This is a genomic window from Yinghuangia sp. ASG 101 (genome assembly GCF_021165735.1).
GTDB lineage: Bacteria > Actinomycetota > Actinomycetes > Streptomycetales > Streptomycetaceae > Yinghuangia.
The window spans coordinates 7189276-7206669 of the sequence record NZ_CP088911.1; the positions used below are offsets into that span (position 1 = coordinate 7189276).

Annotated in this window: 14 protein-coding genes and 1 pseudogene; 7 read left to right on the top strand and 8 right to left on the bottom strand. The window is 70.0% G+C overall.

Annotation, left to right across the window (positions count from 1 at the left end):
* Positions 1-14 precede the first annotated feature (14 nt).
* Positions 15-233, top strand: coding sequence for a ferredoxin (locus LO772_RS30745; protein ID WP_231775293.1), 219 nt, complete (start codon positions 15-17; stop codon positions 231-233).
* Positions 234-302: 69 nt separating this feature from the next.
* Here the strand turns inward: LO772_RS30745 and LO772_RS30750 are convergent, their stop codons facing one another.
* From LO772_RS30750 to LO772_RS30760, 3 genes are all read right to left on the bottom strand, one after another.
* Positions 303-1925: a GMC family oxidoreductase gene (locus tag LO772_RS30750; RefSeq protein WP_231775294.1), complete on the bottom strand. Its 1623-nt coding sequence runs from the start codon at positions 1923-1925 to the stop codon at positions 303-305.
* Positions 1926-1948: 23 nt separating this feature from the next.
* Entirely contained in the window at positions 1949-3130 is a 1182-nt protein-coding gene (locus tag LO772_RS30755) for an epoxide hydrolase family protein (protein ID WP_231775295.1), read from the bottom strand.
* Positions 3131-3219: 89 nt separating this feature from the next.
* Positions 3220-4872 (bottom strand): flavin-containing monooxygenase, encoded by a 1653-nt coding sequence (locus LO772_RS30760; RefSeq protein ID WP_231775296.1) that lies wholly within the window; start codon positions 4870-4872, stop codon positions 3220-3222.
* A 209-nt stretch (positions 4873-5081) separates the two neighbouring features.
* Here LO772_RS30760 and LO772_RS30765 point away from each other — a divergent pair, with 209 nt between their 5' ends.
* The 4 genes from LO772_RS30765 to LO772_RS30780 are packed head-to-tail and all read left to right on the top strand — an operon-like array spanning position 5082 to position 10677.
* Positions 5082-6548 carry a flavin-containing monooxygenase gene (locus LO772_RS30765; RefSeq protein ID WP_231775297.1) on the top strand — a complete coding sequence of 489 codons (1467 nt, stop codon included), beginning with the start codon at positions 5082-5084 and terminating at the stop codon, positions 6546-6548.
* Between the two features lie 18 nt (positions 6549-6566).
* On the top strand, positions 6567-9128 hold the full coding sequence (locus LO772_RS30770) for a CaiB/BaiF CoA-transferase family protein (RefSeq protein ID WP_231775298.1): 2562 nt from the start codon (positions 6567-6569) through the stop codon (positions 9126-9128).
* Positions 9128-10285 carry a thiolase family protein gene (locus LO772_RS30775; RefSeq protein WP_231775299.1) on the top strand — a complete coding sequence of 386 codons (1158 nt, stop codon included), beginning with the start codon at positions 9128-9130 and terminating at the stop codon, positions 10283-10285. Before LO772_RS30770 ends, LO772_RS30775 begins: the two co-directional genes overlap by 1 nt.
* Positions 10282-10677 carry a Zn-ribbon domain-containing OB-fold protein gene (locus tag LO772_RS30780; protein ID WP_231775300.1) on the top strand — a complete coding sequence of 132 codons (396 nt, stop codon included), beginning with the start codon at positions 10282-10284 and terminating at the stop codon, positions 10675-10677. The genes LO772_RS30775 and LO772_RS30780 overlap by 4 nt, the downstream gene beginning before the upstream one ends.
* Before the next feature lie 102 nt (positions 10678-10779).
* Here LO772_RS30780 and LO772_RS30785 read toward each other — a convergent pair whose 3' ends face one another.
* Both LO772_RS30785 and LO772_RS30790 read right to left on the bottom strand, forming a co-directional pair.
* Positions 10780-10989, bottom strand: a complete 210-nt coding sequence (locus LO772_RS30785) for a ferredoxin (RefSeq protein WP_231775301.1) — start codon at positions 10987-10989, stop codon at positions 10780-10782.
* 3 nt (positions 10990-10992) lie between these two features.
* Positions 10993-12201, bottom strand: coding sequence for a cytochrome P450 (locus LO772_RS30790; RefSeq protein WP_231775302.1), 1209 nt, complete (start codon positions 12199-12201; stop codon positions 10993-10995).
* Positions 12202-12372: 171 nt separating this feature from the next.
* On the opposite strand from LO772_RS30790, the gene LO772_RS30795 reads away from it, so the two are divergent.
* Positions 12373-13968, top strand: a complete 1596-nt coding sequence (locus tag LO772_RS30795) for an FAD-dependent oxidoreductase (protein ID WP_231775303.1) — start codon at positions 12373-12375, stop codon at positions 13966-13968.
* A 22-nt stretch (positions 13969-13990) separates the two neighbouring features.
* Here LO772_RS30795 and LO772_RS30800 read toward each other — a convergent pair.
* The 3 genes and pseudogenes from LO772_RS30800 to LO772_RS30810 form a co-directional block, all read right to left on the bottom strand.
* A pseudogene (locus tag LO772_RS30800) lies at positions 13991-15090 on the bottom strand (acyl-CoA dehydrogenase family protein); the annotation flags it as partial.
* Positions 15024-15467 carry a hypothetical protein gene (locus LO772_RS30805; RefSeq protein ID WP_231775304.1) on the bottom strand — a complete coding sequence of 148 codons (444 nt, stop codon included), beginning with the start codon at positions 15465-15467 and terminating at the stop codon, positions 15024-15026. The gene LO772_RS30805 and the pseudogene LO772_RS30800, both read right to left, overlap by 67 nt.
* A gap of 905 nt (positions 15468-16372) precedes the next feature.
* A complete protein-coding gene (locus LO772_RS30810) occupies positions 16373-16930 on the bottom strand; it encodes a RipA family octameric membrane protein (RefSeq protein ID WP_231775305.1) in 558 nt (185 codons plus the stop codon).
* A 198-nt stretch (positions 16931-17128) separates the two neighbouring features.
* On the opposite strand from LO772_RS30810, the gene LO772_RS30815 reads away from it, so the two are divergent.
* Entirely contained in the window at positions 17129-17383 is a 255-nt protein-coding gene (locus LO772_RS30815) for a hypothetical protein (protein ID WP_231775306.1), read from the top strand.
* The last annotated feature ends 11 nt before the right edge of the window (positions 17384-17394 follow it).

A 17394-nucleotide genomic window follows, 5' to 3' on the forward strand; every position in this document is an offset into this window, starting at 1 on the left:
GAGGAACCACCACCATGTCCGAGCGCACCGAGCAGTCCACCGGACTGCGCTTCACGATCGACACCGACCTGTGTGTCGGCCACGGACGCTGCTACACCCTGGCCGCGCAGTGGTTCGACTGCGATGACGTCGGCTACGCCGAGATCAGGGACGCCGTGATCGGCGACGACGAGCGCGCCCACGCCGAGGACGTCGCGGCCGCCTGCCCGGAGGGCGCGATCAGCCTGCGATAGGGCCGAGCCCCGCACACGAGAGGGCCCCGACACGGCGTCGGGGCCCTCTCGTGTTCTTGTCTCGTGGTGTCAGCTCCGCTCGGCCATGATGATGTCGGCCGCGATCCAGGCCAGGGCCATGGTCGGGGCGTTGTTGTTGCCCGAGGGCTGGTCGCGGAACACCGAGGCGTCGACCACCCGCAGGCCCTGGGTGCCGCGGACCCGGAGCGTGGCGTCGACGACGTCGTCCGCGTCCGGTCCCATGGCGCAGGTGCCCAGGCCGTGGGCGCCGCTGTTGCCCTGGTTGATCCCGTACTCGATGATCTCGTCGTCCTCGGAGACCTGCGGCCCGGGTTGGAGTTCCTCGACGACGTACTTGGTGAACGGTTCGGTGGCGACGATCTCCCGGGCCCGGCGCAGCACCTTGACCAGCATCCGGCGGTCCTCTTCGGTGTCGAGGAAGTTCGGCTCCAGGCGCGGGGTGTCGTCGAGGCCGGGGCCGGTGATGTGCAGTGAGCCCTGGCTGGTCGGGTACATGGGCAGGGCGACGTACTTGGCGCCGGGGAACTTGTCGACCACCATGCGTCCGGTCATGGGGTTCACCGCCGAGGTCGAGATCGGGGTGAAGAAGCACTGGGTGTCCGGGAATTCCGAGGCCGGGTCGGACTTGTAGATGCCGCTGACCGCGTACCCGCCGTGGGCGACCATCCCGCTGCGGCTGAACAGGTACTTGAACCCGGTCCACAGGTAGCGCGGTGCCGAGGCGGCCTCGGCGTTGTAGCCCTTGACCTCGGTCAGCCGGTATTGCAGCAGGATGCCGCGGTGCTCCTTGAAGTTCTCGCCGACCCTGGGGCTGGCCACCCGCACGGGCACGCCGGCCGCGTCGAGCACCTCGGCGTTCCCGATCCCGGAGCGCTCCAGCAGCAGCGGGGAGTCGAACGCGCCGCCGCACACCAGCACTTCGCGGGTGGCGGTGTAGGTGACCCGCCCGCCCGGCGTCCGGCACAGGACCCCGGTGACGTGCGTGCCGTCCAGGACCAGTCGCTCGGCCTCGGTGCGGGTGACGACGGTCAGGTTCCGGCGCCGTCGCGCCGGGCGCAGGTACGCGCGGGCGGCGCTCATCCGGGTGCCCTTGCGGGTGTTGGACGCGACGTAGGACGCGCGCTCGCCGCCGACGGCGTTCATGTCCTCCTCGAACGGGATGCCCTGCGCCGCGAACGCGGCGATGAGGGCGTCGCAGGCCTCCTCGGGCGGGCCGGCGATCTCGATGTCGACCGCGCCGCCGCCGCCGCGGACCGCGTTGCCGCCCAGCTGGTGGCGCTCGATGCGCTTGAACGCGTCGAGGAACCGGGCCCAGTTCCAGCCGGTGTTGCCGGCCTTCTCCCAGCCGTCGTAGTGGTCCGCCCAACCGCGGTTCCAGACCATGCCGTTGATGGTCGTCGAGCCGCCGACCACCTTGCCCCGGGGGAACTGCTCGACGTGGCCGTCGGGGAACGCCGCGGTGGCGAAGGTCTTGGCGTACTTGGGGTTGACCAGCGTGAAGTAGAAGCCCTTGGGCACCAGGTGCATGGGGTGGGAGTCGCCGCCGCCGGCCTCGATCAGCAGGACGCTCGTGTGCGGGTCGGCCGAGAGCCGGTTGGCCAGCACACAGCCGGCGGCACCTGCCCCGACGATGACGTAGTCGAAGGTCGTGTTCTTCGGGGGGCGGGCCATGCTCGTGTTCCTTTCGGTGCGCTTCAGCGCACGGTGCGGAAGGTGGCGCGGATGTCGGCCACCACGTCGTCGGGGCGCTCCATGGCGCCGAAGTGGCCGCCGACGCGGTGTTCGGCCTGGTGGACGATGTCGGCGTACATCGCGGGCAGCCAGTCGAAGCGGGCCCCGGGCGGGTTGTCGTCGAGGAACACCGAGAGCCCGGCCGGGGCCTGGATCACCGGTGTCCGGTCGTGCGCGGGCTGCCAGGGGTGGTTGGCCGCCTCGGCGTAGTACCGCGCCGCGCTCGGGTACGTCTGCGTGAACCAGTACAGCGCCGCCGTGGTGATCAGGAAGTCCGGGGGGAAGACGTCGTCGACCGGCTGCCGGTGGTCCATCCAGGCCAGCCGCCGCTCGGTGAGCCAGGCCAGGAGCCCGGCCGGGGAGTCGTTGAGCCCGTGCGAGATCGTCTGCGGGTGCACGATCTGCGGCACCAGGTGCCCGACGCGGCGCTTCTCCCACGCGACGACGGCGGCCCGGTCCTCGGGGCTCGCGGCGTCCGCGGCCTTCTGGAGCAGGTTCCACGGCCGGTCGGAGTTCCACCCCGCCGGGAACGCGATCAGGCTGGTCAGGTGGATGCCGAGCAGGCGGTCGGCGTACTTGTGGCCGAGCTGCGCGGTGACCTGCGCGCCCCAGTCCCCGCCGTGTGCGGCGAACCGGTCGTGGCCGAGCACCTCGGTCATCAGCGTGACCCAGAGGTCCGCCGTGGTCAGGAAGGTGACGCCGGAGCGCGGCAGCGGCGAGGAGAAGCCGAATCCCGGCAGGGACGGGACGACGACGTCGAAGGCGTCGGCCGGGTCGCCGCCGTACGCCGCCGGGTCGGTGAGCGGCCCGATCACGCGGTGGAAGTCCCAGAAGGTCCACGGGAATCCGTGGCTGAGCAGGAGCGGTGTCGGCGCCGGGCCCGTCCCTCGCACGTGGACGTAGTGGATCGGCAGCCCGTCGATCTCCACCGTGAACATCGGGAGGGCGTTGATGGCTCGCTCTTGGGCCCGCCAGTCGAAGTCGTGCCGCCAGTAGTCCACGAGCCCGCGCAACCGTGCGGTGGAGACTCCGTGGCGTCCGTCGGCGTTGTCGATGTCGGGCGCGAACCGCGTTTGGGCCAGCCGGTGTTCCAGGTCGGTCAGGTCCGCCTCGGGCACGGCGAGGACGAACGGCTCCGGCGTCATACGGGTACCTCCGGGTCGGGCGCGCAACGGTGGGTTCGCCGGTCGGCACCTGCGGGACGCGCCGGGGGCCGGTCCGGCGAACGGGGGCCTCAGCTCAGGATGAAGCCGCGGTAGCCGGCCTCGCGGGCGTCGTAGAGCCGGTCCACGAACTCGGGCAGGGCCCCCACGTAGGCGACGTAGACGCGCGGCTTGCCCTCGATGTTGTCGCCGAAGAAGATCGACCTGGCCGATGCCTGGAGCGTGCCTTCGGCGGCGGAGACCACGCCGTCTGTCCACTCCTTCTCCGCCGCGGGATCCGCCTCCACCCGGCGCCACGGGTGGGTGAAGATGTCGTCGACGACCTGGGCGACCCACTCGACCACGGGCTCGGAGCAGCGGGGGCCGTTGCCGTGGCCGCCCTTGCCGTGCGGGCCGCCGACGACGAACATGTTCGGGAACCCGGCGACCTGCATGCCCAGGTAGGTGAGCGGGCCGTCCTTCCACTTGTCGCGCAGCGTCCGGCCGCCCAGGCCCCGGATGTCGATCTTGTTGAGGGCGCCGGTGAAGGCGTCGAACCCGGTGGCGAGGATGATCATGTCCACCTCGATGTCACCCTCGGCGGTGCGGATGCCCTTCTCGGTGAACTCGGTGATCGGGTTCTCCTTCAGCAGGACGAGGTCGACGTTGTCGCGGTTGTACGTCTCGTAGTAGTTGGTCTCGCAGGGGACCCGCTTGGCGCCGAAGTAGTGGTCATCCGGGATCAGCTTCTCGGCGGTCGCCGGGTCGTCGACCCGTTGGCGGATCTTCGCGGCGAGGAAGTCGCAGTAGATCTTGTTCGCCTCGGGGTCGTAGGCCAGGTCGTTGTAGAGCCCGATCCACTTGGTGAACCCCGGGGAGTTGAACGCCTCTTCGTAGCGCGCGTCGCGTTCCTCGGGGGTGACCTCGGTGGACTTGGTCTTGTCCCAGGTGTGCAGGAAGCCGCTGAAGGAGTTGCGCAGGAACGGGAACATCTCCGGGTAGCCCGCGCGGATCTCGTCCATGTCCCGCTCGGACAGGGGGCGGTTGCGCAGCGGGACGGCCCAGTTGGCGGTGCGCTGGAACACGGTCAGGTGCCCGGCGGTCTTGGCCACCTCGGGGATCACCTGGACGCCGGTCGCGCCCGTGCCGATGACGGCGATCCGCTTCCCGGCGAAGTCGATCTTCTCCTGGGGCCAGAGCGAGGTGTGGTACCACTCGCCGCGGAAGTTCTCCAGCCCGGGGATCTTCGGGAAATTCGGATCGGAGAGGATGCCGCTGGCCATCACGACCACGTGCGCGCGGTAGGTCCGGCCGTCGGTGGCGCGCAGCGTCCAGTCGTCGGTCTCCTCGTCGAAGGCCATGCTCGCGACCCGCGTGCCGAAGTCGATGTCCTTGCGGAGGTCGTGCTTGTCGGCGACGCGGTTGTAGTACGCCTCCAGCTCGGGCTGGCCGGCGAACATCTCCTTCCACGTCCACTCCTCCAGCAGCTCCTTGTCCCACGAGTACTGGTACGAGTACGACTCCGAGTCGAGGCGCGCGCCGGGGTAGCGGTTCCAGAACCAGGTGCCGCCGACGCCGTCCCCGGCCTCCAGGACCCGGACGGACAGGCCGAGTTCCCGGACCAGTTTGAGCTGGTACATACCGGTCAGCCCCGCGCCCACGATCACGACGTCGTACGAGCGCACCCCGCCCGTGTCCTCCGGGCCGCCGGCTTTCGTCCCGGGTCCGGGCGCGGTCTCGGTCATGGTTCCTCCAGTCAAGGTCGGACCGCGTGATCCTACGGTCGGACGCGGCTGCAACACAATAGTAGGCTGGCTACCAGCATGACTCGCCAGTCGGTGCGACGACCCCACGATGACCATGTGACCTGGGTAATGTCCCGCCGGGCGGCCAAGCGTGCTGGCAATCATGTTACATTAATGGTGTCAGTCGCTTGAAGTAGTGGAGGTCGACCGTGAGAGTGGGCATCATCGGTGCGGGCATGTCGGGCCTCTTCCTGGCCCACCACCTCTCCGCCGCCGGGATCGACTACACGATCTTCGAGAAGCGCGAGGCCGCCGGGGGCACCTGGCACGACAACACGTACCCGGGCCTGCACGTCGATGTGATCACGCGCTCCTACGAGTTCCCCTTCGCGCGCAAGCACTACTGGACCAAGCGGTACGCACCGGGCAGCGAAATCCGCCGCTACCTGACCGACTTCGCCGCCGAGACCGGAATCCGCAAGCACATCCGGTTCCGCACCGAGGTCCGGCACGCCACGTGGGAGGAAGGCGCCTGGACGCTCACGTTGCCCGGCGGGGCCACCGAGCGCTTCGACGTCGTGGTCGCCGCCACCGGCTTTCTGCACGTGCCCAAGCGCCCGACGTTCCCCGGCACCGAGACCTTCACCGGACACAGCTGGCACTCGTCCGAGTGGGATCACACGGTCGATCTCCAGGGCAAGCGGATCGGCGTCGTCGGAACCGGGTCCAGCGGCATCCAGATCGTCAGCGAACTGGGCAAACAGGGCCACCACGTCGAGCACTTCATCCGCACCCCGCAGTGGATCCAGGTGAAGGAGAACCCGAGGATCTCCCTGCTGGAGAAACTCCTGCTGCGCGTCCCGGCGCTGGCCGGCCACTGGGACCGCAAAATGGCGGCGCTGCGCCGCGAGACCGACGGCTCGGAGACCTGGCGCCTGGTCCCGGGCCCGGAGCGCGAGGAGATGAACGCGCGGTTCCGCGCCAAGCTGGCTGAGGAAATACCGGACCCGGTGCTGCGCGAGAAGCTCACCCCCAAGGAGCCGCTGGGCTGCAAGCGCATCCCCAAGTCGCCGGACTACTACCGGGTGGTGCAACGCCCTAACGTGACACCGGTGTTCGGCGGGGTGCAGCGGATCGAGCCGGCCGGAATCGTGGACAGCGAAGGCGAGCTGCACGCGCTCGACATCATCGTGTACGCCACCGGCTTCGACACCCACGCCTACATGCGGCCGATGGGCGTCGTCGGCCCGGACGGCCTGACCGTCGACAAGCTGTGGGCCGAGGGCGTCTACAGCTACCGCGGGATCGGCCTGCCCGGCCTCCCCAACTTCTTCCTGCTCAACGGCCCGTTCGCCCCGGTGAACTCGATCGCCATCCCCACCTGTCTGCGCGACGAGGTCGGCTTCCTGATGCGGTTGATGGAGACCATGCGGCAGGAGGGGTGTGCGCTCGCCCCCACCGTGGAAGCGACCCGGGCGTTCCGCGACACCGTGCGCGCCGCCCTCCCCGACACCACCTACTCGCTCTGTGACAACTGGTACACGGACCAGGGCGGCACCCCGATCATCTGGCCCTTCACCCGCGCCGAGCACGTCGACCAGTACGCCGACGCCCGCCTCACCGACTTCGAGCGGTTCGAGGGACGCGGTGCCCGCTTCGACGCCGCGCGGTCCTGACCCCAGGGAGCAGAAACCATGCAGAACCCCACCCCTGAGCAGACGAAACCCGGAGCCCTCGACGGCATACGGGTGGTCGAGGTCGGCGACCGGATCGGCGAGTATTGCGGACTCGTCCTGGCCGGTCTCGGCGCCGAGGTGATCAAGGTCGAGCCGCCCGAGGGCGCCGAAAGCCGCCGGATGGGCCCGTTCGTCGACGACGTCCCCGACCCCGAGCGGTCGCTGCACTTCTGGGCCTACAACCGCGGGAAGCGCTCGGTCGTCCTGGACCTCGACACCGACGAAGGCCGCCGCGGGCTGGAGGAACTGGCCGCCGCGAGCGACGTGTTGCTGGACGCGAGCCCCATCGGCCACCTGGACGAGCGGGGGCTGGGCAGCGCCGAACTACGCGAGCGGCACCCGGCGCTCATCGTCGCCCGGATGACCCCGTTCGGCGAGGAAGGGCCCCGCCGGGACTGGAAGGCGACCGACCTGGTCCACCTGGCGCTGGGCGGGCAGGTGATGAACAACGGCTACGACCCGGACCCTTCGGGGAAATACGACCTGCCGCCGGTGGCCGCGCAGCTTGAGCACTCCTACGCCGTCGCCGGCGAGCAACTCGCCTTCACCGTGATCGCCGCGCTCATCAGCCGCCGCCACACCGGCAGGGGGCAGCACCTGTCGTGCGCGGTCCACGAGGCCCTCGCGAAGAACACCGAGGGCGACCTGATGTCGTGGATCTGCCTGCGCACCCCGTTCCTGCGCCAGACCTGCCGGCACTCCGCGCCCGACGTGTCCGTCCACCGCTCGATCTTCGCCACCAAGGACGGCCGCTGGATCCTCGCCACCACGCGCAACGCCGAGCTGCTCGGGCCGTTCCTGGCCAAGTACGGCATCGGCGAGGACGTCAGCGACGGCAGCGACGAGAAGAGCAAGGACTCCCGGGTGCTGCCCGGCATGGAGGGCGGCGCGGCCCGGAACATGGACGCTGTCGAGCACACCATCCGCCGGTACCGCTTCGACGACGTCCCCTGGCGGGAGGCGCAGGAGGCCGGGCTGATGTGGGTGCCGGTCCGCAAGCCCCACGAGTCCGCGTACGACGAACACTGGCTGCAACGCGGCACGTTCGGGGACGTCGAGCACCCCGACCTCGGCCGTGCGCTGCGCTACCCGACCAGCAAGTGGATCGCGACCGGGACGCAGTGGGTCGGCCGGAGCCCGGCTCCGCGACTGGACCAACACCGCGCGTTGTTGCAGGTCACACCGCGACCCTTGGCGCGGGCGCCGCTGCCGGTGCCCCGCGACCTGTCCGTTCACGGCAGGCCCTGGGCGCTGCAAGGCGTCCGGATCCTCGACTTCACCTGGATGCTCGCCTCGGCCGGGGCCACCCGGTTCCTCGCCTCGCTCGGCGCCGACGTGATCAAGGTCGAGTGGCACAAGAACCTCGACCCGCGCCGCGGCGGCAATCCCGTCGGCGGCCGGGAGGCGCGGGAACGCGCCACCGGACCCGTACCGTCGCAGTGGCCCGCCGATCTCGGCGGCCCGGTGGGCGCGCAGTACAACAACAAGAACCCCGGCAAGCGCGGCATATCGCTGAACGTCAAGCACCCCAAGGGGCTGGAGCTGGCCCGGCGGATGGTGGCCGAGAGCACGGTGGTCGCCGAGGGGTTCTCGCCGGGCGTCATGGAGAGCTGGGGCCTGGGCTACGACGAACTGCGCGCGATCAAGCCGGACATCATCTACGCGAAGCAGTCAGGCATGGGCACCGAGGGGATCTACGGCCGGTTCCGCACCATCGGCCCGGTGGCGCAGGCGTTCGCCGGAACCTCGGAGATGAGTGGTCTGCCGGACCCGTTCCCGCCCGCCGGCTGGGGCTACTCCTACCTGGACTGGTACGGCGCCTACAGCTTCGCGTTGGCCGTCCTCGGCGCCGTCTACCACCACGACGTCACGGGCGAGGGCCAGGCGATCGACGCGTCGCAGAGCGAGGTCGGCATCTTCATGACCGCCGTGCCGACGCTGGACTACCAGGTCAACGGGCGGGTGTGGGAGCGCGCCGGGAACCGGTCGCCGTACTCGACCGCGGCACCGGAAGGCCTGTACCCCACCCGCGGCGACGACCGGTGGATCGCGATCACCTGCCGCGAGGACGCGGACTGGGTGGCGCTGGCCAAGGAGGCCGGCCACCCGGAGTGGTTGGCGCAGGCCGACTTCCGTACGGCCGCCGACCGGCACCGCAACCGGGAGGCGTTGGACCGGCTGGTGGCCGCGTGGACGGCCGAGCACGACGGGTTCGACCTGATGAACCGGCTCCAGGCCATCGGCGTGGCCGCCGGTGTCGCGCAGACCACCCGGGACCGGGTGGAGAACGACCCGCAACTGGCCGCGCTGAACTGGCTCACCGAACTCGACGCGACCAACTTCGGCCGCTGGCCGGTGGCGGCGCCGTCGGTGACGATGTCCGACACCCCGCAGTACGCCGGCGGCCGGGTCGGGAGGGGCGCGCCCACCTACGGCGAGCACAACTACGAGGTCTACGAGGAACTGCTCGGACTATCGCGCGACGAGGTCGACGGCCTGGCGGACGAGGACGCGATCTGATGGCCGACACAGCATCCCGGCTCGGTGGCGCCATCCGCGGCCGTACCGCGGTGGTCGCGGCGGGCTCCACCCGGCAGGGCACCATCCCCGGCATCACGGCCGACGAACTGGCCGTCGAGGGACTGCGCGTCACCCTGGCCGAGTCCGGCATCGACAAGTCGGCCATCGACGGGCTGATCACCTGCAAGTCGTACGGCGGCTTCGGGATCGACACCGAGATCGGCCGACTGGCCGGGCTCAACCCCGCCTACAGCGCGACGCTGGACTACGGCACCTGCAACTTCTCGCTCCACCTGGCCTGCGCGGTGATCGACGCCGGGCTGGCCGGTGTCGTCGCCATCGTCTACGGCACCAACCAGCGCAGCGCGGGGAACACGTTCGGCCACCCGCTGGGGCGTCAGGACGAGGCGTCGGTCTACGGCTTCCTCAACGTGGCCGGGCCCGCCGCGATGGCCTTCCGCCGCCACCGGATGCTGTACGGCACCACCGAGGCGGACCTTGCCGAGATCTCGGTCTCGCAGCGGAAGTACGCGACCGACAACCCGCTGGCGATCTTCCGCGAGCCGATGACGGTGGACGACTACCTCGCCGCTCCCTACCTCGTCGCGCCGCTGCGGCGGGCCGACCTGTGCATGATCTCCGACGGCGCCGCCTGCCTGATCGTCGCGAGCGCGGACCGCGCGGCGGAGCTCACCGCCAAGCCCGTGCACGTCATGGGGATCGCGCAACAGACCGGGCTGCGGGACCGCCAGAACGCCGACCAGTGGCTGCGGCCCTGGATCCGGTCGGTGGCCGAGCGGGTCTACCCCGCCGCGGGCATCGGCCGGGACGGGGTCGACGCCCTCTACATCCAGGACCCGACCAGCATCTGGGTGCTTCAGATGCTGGAGTACTACGGCTTCGTCGAACCCGGCGGCGTGGGCGAGGCGTTCCGTACGGGCGCGGTCGGCCACGGCGGGAAACTGCCGCTCAACACCAACGGCGGCCAGCTCTCCGAGGCCTACATGTGGGGCTTTCTGCATCTCGTCGAGGCCGTACGGCAGTTGCGCGGCGAGGCCGGGGACCGACAGGTCGCGGGCCTCACCACGGCGCAGTACTGCTCGACGTTCGGCTTCATGAAGGCGGCGAGCACGATTCTCTCGACGGAGGTCCGATGAGCCACCAGACCCCGCAGGTCCAGGACGACTCGCGTTTCTGGGCCGAGGCGAGCGAGGGACGCCTGGTCTTCCAGCGCTGCGCCGACTGCGCGTTCCTGCGCTGGCCGGCGGCCGGCGTGTGCCCGGAGTGCCTGGGACGGTCCTTCGCGTGGGACGAGGTCGAGCCGGTCGGCACCGTCTGGAGCTTCGCCGTCTACCACCGCGCCTACGCCGCCCACCTCCGGGAGCGCGTCCCGTACAACGTCGCGCTGGTCGAACTGGACAGCGGGGTCCGGCTGCTCAGCACCCTGGACGGCTTCCCGCCGGAGGCCGACCCGATCGGCGCCCGGGTCCGGGCCCGGTTCCGGGCGGTCGGCGAGCATCCGGTCGTCCCGGTCTTCGGGCCGGCCTGACGGTTCGGACGGGACGCGGGCGCGCCCCCGTCCCGTCCGGACCCCCGGTGTACCGGGAGCCGAACGGGACGGCCGGAAGGGCGGGTTCGCGACCGAAAGCCGCTACCCGGAAATCCGGATGGCCAGCCGGGGGCACCCCTCGGCGGCCCGCTCCACGAGCAGCCGGTGCTCGTCCGGCACCGAGCCGTCCGCAGTGACGGCCTCGCCGATCACACGCGCCTGGTCGCGGTCGTCGAGTGCGAAGACCATCGGCGCCATGGCCTCGCACACGGCGTTCCCCTCGCAGGCCCCGGGGTCGATGTCGATCCGCATGTCTCAGGACCCCTGGGGGATGCTCGCCGGGACCGACAGGTAGAAGTACCCGAGCCCCATGTGGTCCGAGCGCACGGCGGCGTCGAGGTCGATGCGGTACCCCGGCAGCAGGTCGAGCACGGCTTCGACCTCCAGCCGCAGGATCAGCCGGGCCAGGTGCAGCCCCAGGCAGCGGTGGACGCCCCAGCCGAACGCGACGCTCTTGGCCCGGTTGCGGTCGAGGTCGACGCGCTCGGGGTCGGGGAAGGCGTCCGGGTCGTGGTTGGCCGCCATGTTGACGAAGAGCGTCCAGTCGCCCTTCTTCATCGCGACGCCGCCCAACTCCGTGTCCCGGGTGACCGTTCGGGCGTGCGCGGTGGCGGGGGAGTAGATCCGGACGATCTCCTCGATCGCGTGCGGGATCAGGCTCCGGTCCCGGTCGAGTCGCTGCTTGGCCTCGGGGTGCTCCGCCAAGTGGACCATGAGCGCCGTGAAGGCGCCGCTGGTGGTGTGGAAGCCGGCGAGGATCAGCAGGACGACCATGTCGGCCAGTTCCTCGTCGGTGAGCGGTTGGCCGCCGACGACGGGGTCGTTCGCGAGCACCGACATCAGGTCGTCGCGTCGGTTCGCCCGCCGGTCGTTCGCCTCGCGCAGGATCTGCTCCCGGAACCACGCGCTCCGCTCGGCGTTCTGCCGCTGGACGTCGGGGTCGGAGTTCGCCTGGTTGCGCAGCGACTGGGTCATCACGTCCAGCAGTTCGAGGCGCTGACCGGCATCCCAGCCGAGGATTCCCAGGGTGACCGCGCCGGGGGAGACGTTGGCCAGATCGGAGACAAAGTCCCAACTCCCGCGCTCCCGCAGTCCGGTGACGATCTCCGCGACCATGGCCTTGATCTCCGGCTCTCGCCGGGAGATCTCGGCCTTGCTGTACCACTCGTTGAGCACCTTGCGGTACAGGGCGTGCAGCGGCGGGTCGAAGGCCACCGGGATGTGGCGGGTGCCGAACGGGTTGGCGGGAATGGCCGGGCCCGCCGTGGAGGAGAACGTGGCGTAGTCGGCCAGGCCCTGGACCACGTTCCCGTGGTCGGTGACCACCCAGAAGCCGCCGTGCGCGGTCGACCAGGCCACCGGGGCGGCGTCGCGCAGCTCCTCCAGGACCTCGAACGGACGGGCGGCGAACTTCGCCGAATGATGGTCGAAGTCGGTCAGGACGATGTCGGCCGGCGCGCGCATGCCAGCTCCTCACTGCCGAGGGTCATAAGTATGTTCAAGTAATACTCTTGCACGGTCACGATGGCGTCGTCAATGAATAAATGCCTGGCCAAAGCGCCTTCCAAGACAGTGGTCGACTATTATGTTGCTCTCTTGTCCAAAGATTCCCACCGACCGCGGAGACCAACACCGATGACGTTCGTGATCTCGAAGGGCTGTTGCAACGACGGTTCGTGCGTCACCGTCTGCCCGGTCCAGTGCATCCGTCCGAGGCCCGGAGACGCCGACTTCACCACCGCCGAGCAGCTCTACATCGACCCGGCCACGTGCATCGACTGCGGGGCGTGTCTCGACGAGTGCCCGGTCGAGGCCGTGCACCCGGAGTGGGAACTGCCCGAGCATCTCTCGGACTACCTGGATATCAACGCCGAGTACTTCGCCGCCAACCCCCTGGCCGACGTCGGCCCGCCCTCGTTCGCCCCCAGGGCGCTGCCGACCGACCGGCCGGAACTGCGCGTCGCGATCGTCGGCACCGGCCCGGCGGCCTGCTACGCGGCCGGAATCCTGAGCGACATCAAGGGCGTCGCGGTGACCATGCTCGAACGTCTGCCCACACCGTTCGGCCTGGTGCGCGGCGGGGTCGCCCCCGACCACCCGAACACCAAGAAAATGGCCGACCGGTTCGGCGGCGTCCTGTCCCGGCCGGCCGTGACGAGCTACTTCAACGTCGAGGTCGGCCGGGACCTCACCATCGGGGAACTGCTGCGGTACCACCACGCCGTGCTCTGGGCCGGCGGCGCCCCCGACGACCGCAAGCTGGGCGTCGCCGGCGAGCACCTTCCCGGCGTGCACGCCGCCCGGAACTTCGTGGCCTGGTACAACGGGCACCCGGACCACGCCGGGGAACGCTTCGGGCTGGACGGCGAGCGGGTCGTGGTGATCGGCAACGGCAACGTCGCCCTCGACGTGGCCCGGACCCTGCTGCGCCCGGCCGACGCGCTCTCCGTCACCGACATGGCCCAGCACGCCGTCGACGCCTTGGCGGCGGGCAACGTTTCCGAGGTGGTCGTCGTCGCCCGCCGCGGCCCGGAGCACGCGGCGTACTCGCAGGGCGAGTTGCTGGCCCTCGACCAACTCGAAGGGGTCACCGTGGTGGCCGAGGCCGACGAGGTCGGCGCCCACGACGGTGACCGCAAGCAGGCGGTCCTGCGGCGCGCGGCCGGTCGCGGCGACGCCGCGGGCAAGGTGGTCAGGTTCCGGTTCGGGCTGGAGCCCGTGGCGATCGAGGGCGGGGAACGCGTCGAGGCGGTCACCTTCCGGCGTCCGGACGGCGGCACCGAACGGATCGAGACCGCGCTGGTCCTGCGGGCCATCGGCTACCGCGGCGCCCGCGTCGACGGCCTGCCGTTCGACGAGGCCACCGCCACGCTCCCGCACGAATCCGGCCGGGTCGTCGACCCGGAGCGGGGCGAGGTCGTGGTCGGGGTCTACTGCTCCGGATGGATCAAGCGCGGCCCGCGCGGCGTCATCGGCAGCAACAAACAGGACGCCGAGGAGACCGTGGCCGGCATCCTCGACGATCTGGCGTCGGACCGGCTGGCCGACCCGACCGGATCCCCCGAGGACTTCGCGAGGCTCCTGCGCGACCGCGTCGCGGATCTGCTCGACAAGACCGCGTGGGACCGGATCGATCGGGAGGAGAAGCGCCGGGGCCGCGAGGCATCACGGCCCCGACAGAAGCTGGTGACGATCCAGGAACTCCTGGCCGCCTCGCGCGCCGCCTCGTGACACCCGCGCCGGGTGCCCCGGGTCAGGTGTCGAGCCCGCCGCGCTTGACGAGTTGGGCGGCGATGACGTTCCGCTGGATCTCGTTGGTGCCCTCGCCGACGATCATCAGCGGGCGTCGCGGAAGTAGCGGACGTCGAACTCGGTGGAGTAGCCGTAGCCGCCGTGGATGCGGACCGCGTTCAGCGCGATCTGCATCGCGGTCTCCGAGGCGAAGAGCTTGGCCATGCCGGCCTCCATGTCCACCCGGCGCCCGGCGTCGGCCTCGCGTGCCGCGTACAGCGTGAGCTGACGGGCGGCGGTGAGCGAAGTCGCCATGTCCGCCAGGTAGTTGCCGATTGACTGGTGCTGCCAGATCGGGCGGCCGAACGACTCGCGCTCCTGCGCGTACGCGAGCGAGTCCTCCAGCGCGGCCCGGCCGACGCCCAGCGCCCGGGCCGCGACCTGGAGCCGTCCGGTCTCCAGGCCCTTCATCATCTGCGCGAACCCCTTGCCCTCGACGCCGCCGAGGACGGAGTCGGCGGAGGCGCGGTAGTCGTCGAACGCCAACTCGCAGCTCTCGACGCCCTTGTAGCACAGCTTGGGCAGGTCGCGGGAGACGGTGAGCCCGGGGCCGTGCTCGACCAGGAGGATGGAGATGCCCTTGTGCGCGGGCTCGGCCTGCGGGTCGGTCTTGCACAGCAGCGCGATCAGGCCGGAGCGCCGCGAGTTGGTGATCCAGGTCTTGGTGCCGTTGACGAGGTAGCCGTCGGCGTCCTTGCGGGCGACCGTGCGCATGGCCTGGAGGTCGGACCCGCCGCCCGGCTCGGTCAGCGCCATCGTGGCCCGGATCTCCCCGGTGGCCATGCGCGGCAGGTAGCGGCGCTTCTGCTCCTCGGTGCCGAAGTGCAGCAGCAGCTTGGACACCACGGTGTGGCCGCCCATTGCCCCGGCCAGGCTCATCCAGCCCCGCGCCAGCTCCTCGGTGACCAGTACGTAGCAGGGCGTGGAGACGGGAGTGCCGCCGTACTCCTCGGGGATCGCGAGGCCGTAGATCCCGAGCTTCTTCATCTGCTCGATCAGAGCCTCGGGGTAGACGTTGCCGTGCTCCAGCTCCCGGACGACCGGCTTGACACCCCTGTCGACACGGACTCCCCGTGGACCCGCAGCTTGTTCGTGACCACCACTTGCTCGTCGTTGACCGCCAGAAGGAACTGACCGCCGTTTTGCACCGCGAGCAGCGCATTGGCGTTCAGCATCCCCGAGAACACCGACTCCCCGGCGACGTCGAGACCGCCACCCACGACAACCTTCCCGCCGGTGTGCAACTCGCCTCCGGCGTCCACCCGGCCGCCGACGGTCAGCCCTCCGCCGACGGCGGCGTTCCGCGCCACGCGCAGTTCGCCCAACGCCAATTCGCCGTTGACGGCGAGATTGCCGTCGACCACCGCGTTCCGGGCGGTGTGCAACTCGCCTCCGGCGTCCACCCGGCCGCCGACAGCCAGGTCACCGCCGGCGACCACTTGCCACGGAAGCTCGCCACGACCGCGCCGACCCGGCCGCCCTGGTCGGCAAGAAGCCGACAGGCGAGTTCACTGACGGCGGCGGGGGTGACCACGACGTCGAAGACCCTCCCGAGCTCAGCGACCCGCACACCCGGATGCCGCAGCGCCACGACGAGCACGCCCCGGCCGGCACCGGCCCGCCCGAACCACGCGGTGATCCGGCCATCTTCGGCCCGATCCATTCGCGCCCTCCTCCCCGTTGCGGCCCGCGACGACGCTAAGGCAAATCGGCGGATCGACTCGAACTGCCAGTTCGGGTTGCGACCCGAGCTGACAGTTCGACTCCTACCCGAGCTGACGGCTCGGGCGGCGCGGGAGAATGCGCAGGGCGACGCCCCCCGGCGATAATGAGCGCGCCACCGTTGGTGCTCGTCTGTTAACTGCTCCACGGCTGATACAGCGCGATGGCGTCAGCGTTCGCCGGTCAGTCCTGCGGGCGTGGCGCGCCACGGCGAATACAGCGAACTGCCGCGGTCCCGGCCACGGCTACGGGACGCTTGCGGCATGGCACGAGAGACCCCGATGGATCGTGAGGCCGCCGCCCGAATCTCAAGGACGGCGCGAGACAACCCAGACAGCGACACTGCTCAGAGCGGGTTCGGCAACCGGGCCCGAGTGGCAGCGGACCACAATGACCCGTACGAAGCCGACCGGGAACGCTGGTTCGTAGGCGAGGACGATGACTGACGCTGCGTCCGCCCCACACAATGTCCGGTATGACAACCAGCAGGCACGGCCAGCCCGTTCGAGGCATGCGTAACGCTCACTGCCCAAACTGTCGACATGACACCGAAATGTCCGGTTCGGCGTGGTCGGAGCCGGTCGGCTGAGCGGTACCGGGCGTTCGATGTTCGACAGCGGGGTCAGCGGACGGTGGGGGTCACGGCGATACCAGTCAGGTAGAGGAGGGCGAACACTACCGGGAGGAGTTGTTCGGGGTACGTGAGCGGCCAGTACCGGCCCTTGTCGGTACCTTGCTTCAGGGCGGCCCACTCCGCGCGTGAGTACGGGGCGGCCGGCAGCCGCTCCTCCAGGGCGCCGATGACTGTGTACTTGGCGGCATTGAGCTGCCGATAGGAAACGATCAGCGACAGCCACGCCGCGGCGAACACGGTACCGACGGCGAAGAGGACGAAGAGGAACGCGACCGGGAAGTCGTCGCTTCGCCACGCCGCGCCGAGTCCGGTCAGGATCCCCGAATGCAGGCTCAGGAAGAAGGCGTTGGTCAACGCGCGGCGTGCGCTGACTCGGTCGGCCATCTCCACGTACAGCTTGTACTGCTCCAGAACGGCGCTCTGGTAGTGCTCGCGGTCGCCTCTGTAGGAAGCAGGGCCTATCCGCGCGGTCCACAGTGTGGGCCGTACGTCGTCGACATTGGCCGAGTCGGTCCGAAGAAGGTTCAGCAGCGCTGGTATCCGCATATGCGCATTGTGCGGCCTGGCGCCTCGCTGGGGGCGAGATCACGGTACGGCCGCTCATGTATCGACGCGTTCCGCCGAGAAATGGCCGATTCGTGAACGAGTTTGCCCGTTGAGACGAAACCATGGATGACAGGGGTCCGAGCGGAATACGATAACCACAGGCCCCGTTCATGGTTGGGCCGCAGTCAGGGGGGGTTCATGAGTTCACTTGCCGTGATCGGAGCGGAAGAGGCGGGCGTACCCTTTTTCGTCGCACTCGCCCGCGGTTCCCGTCCCGTGATCAAATTGCCGGCGCCAATGCATCCGGAGGGCGTCGACGGCGAGATCGGCTTCTCCGACGTCGCCCGTCTCATGTCGGAGGAGTCGGCTCGCCGCGCCGAGCCGACGACGGCGCACATGATCAAACCGAAGATCAAATTCTCCGGCAGCTGGGTCGATCTTCCTCCGTTCTAGAAGAACCCGGA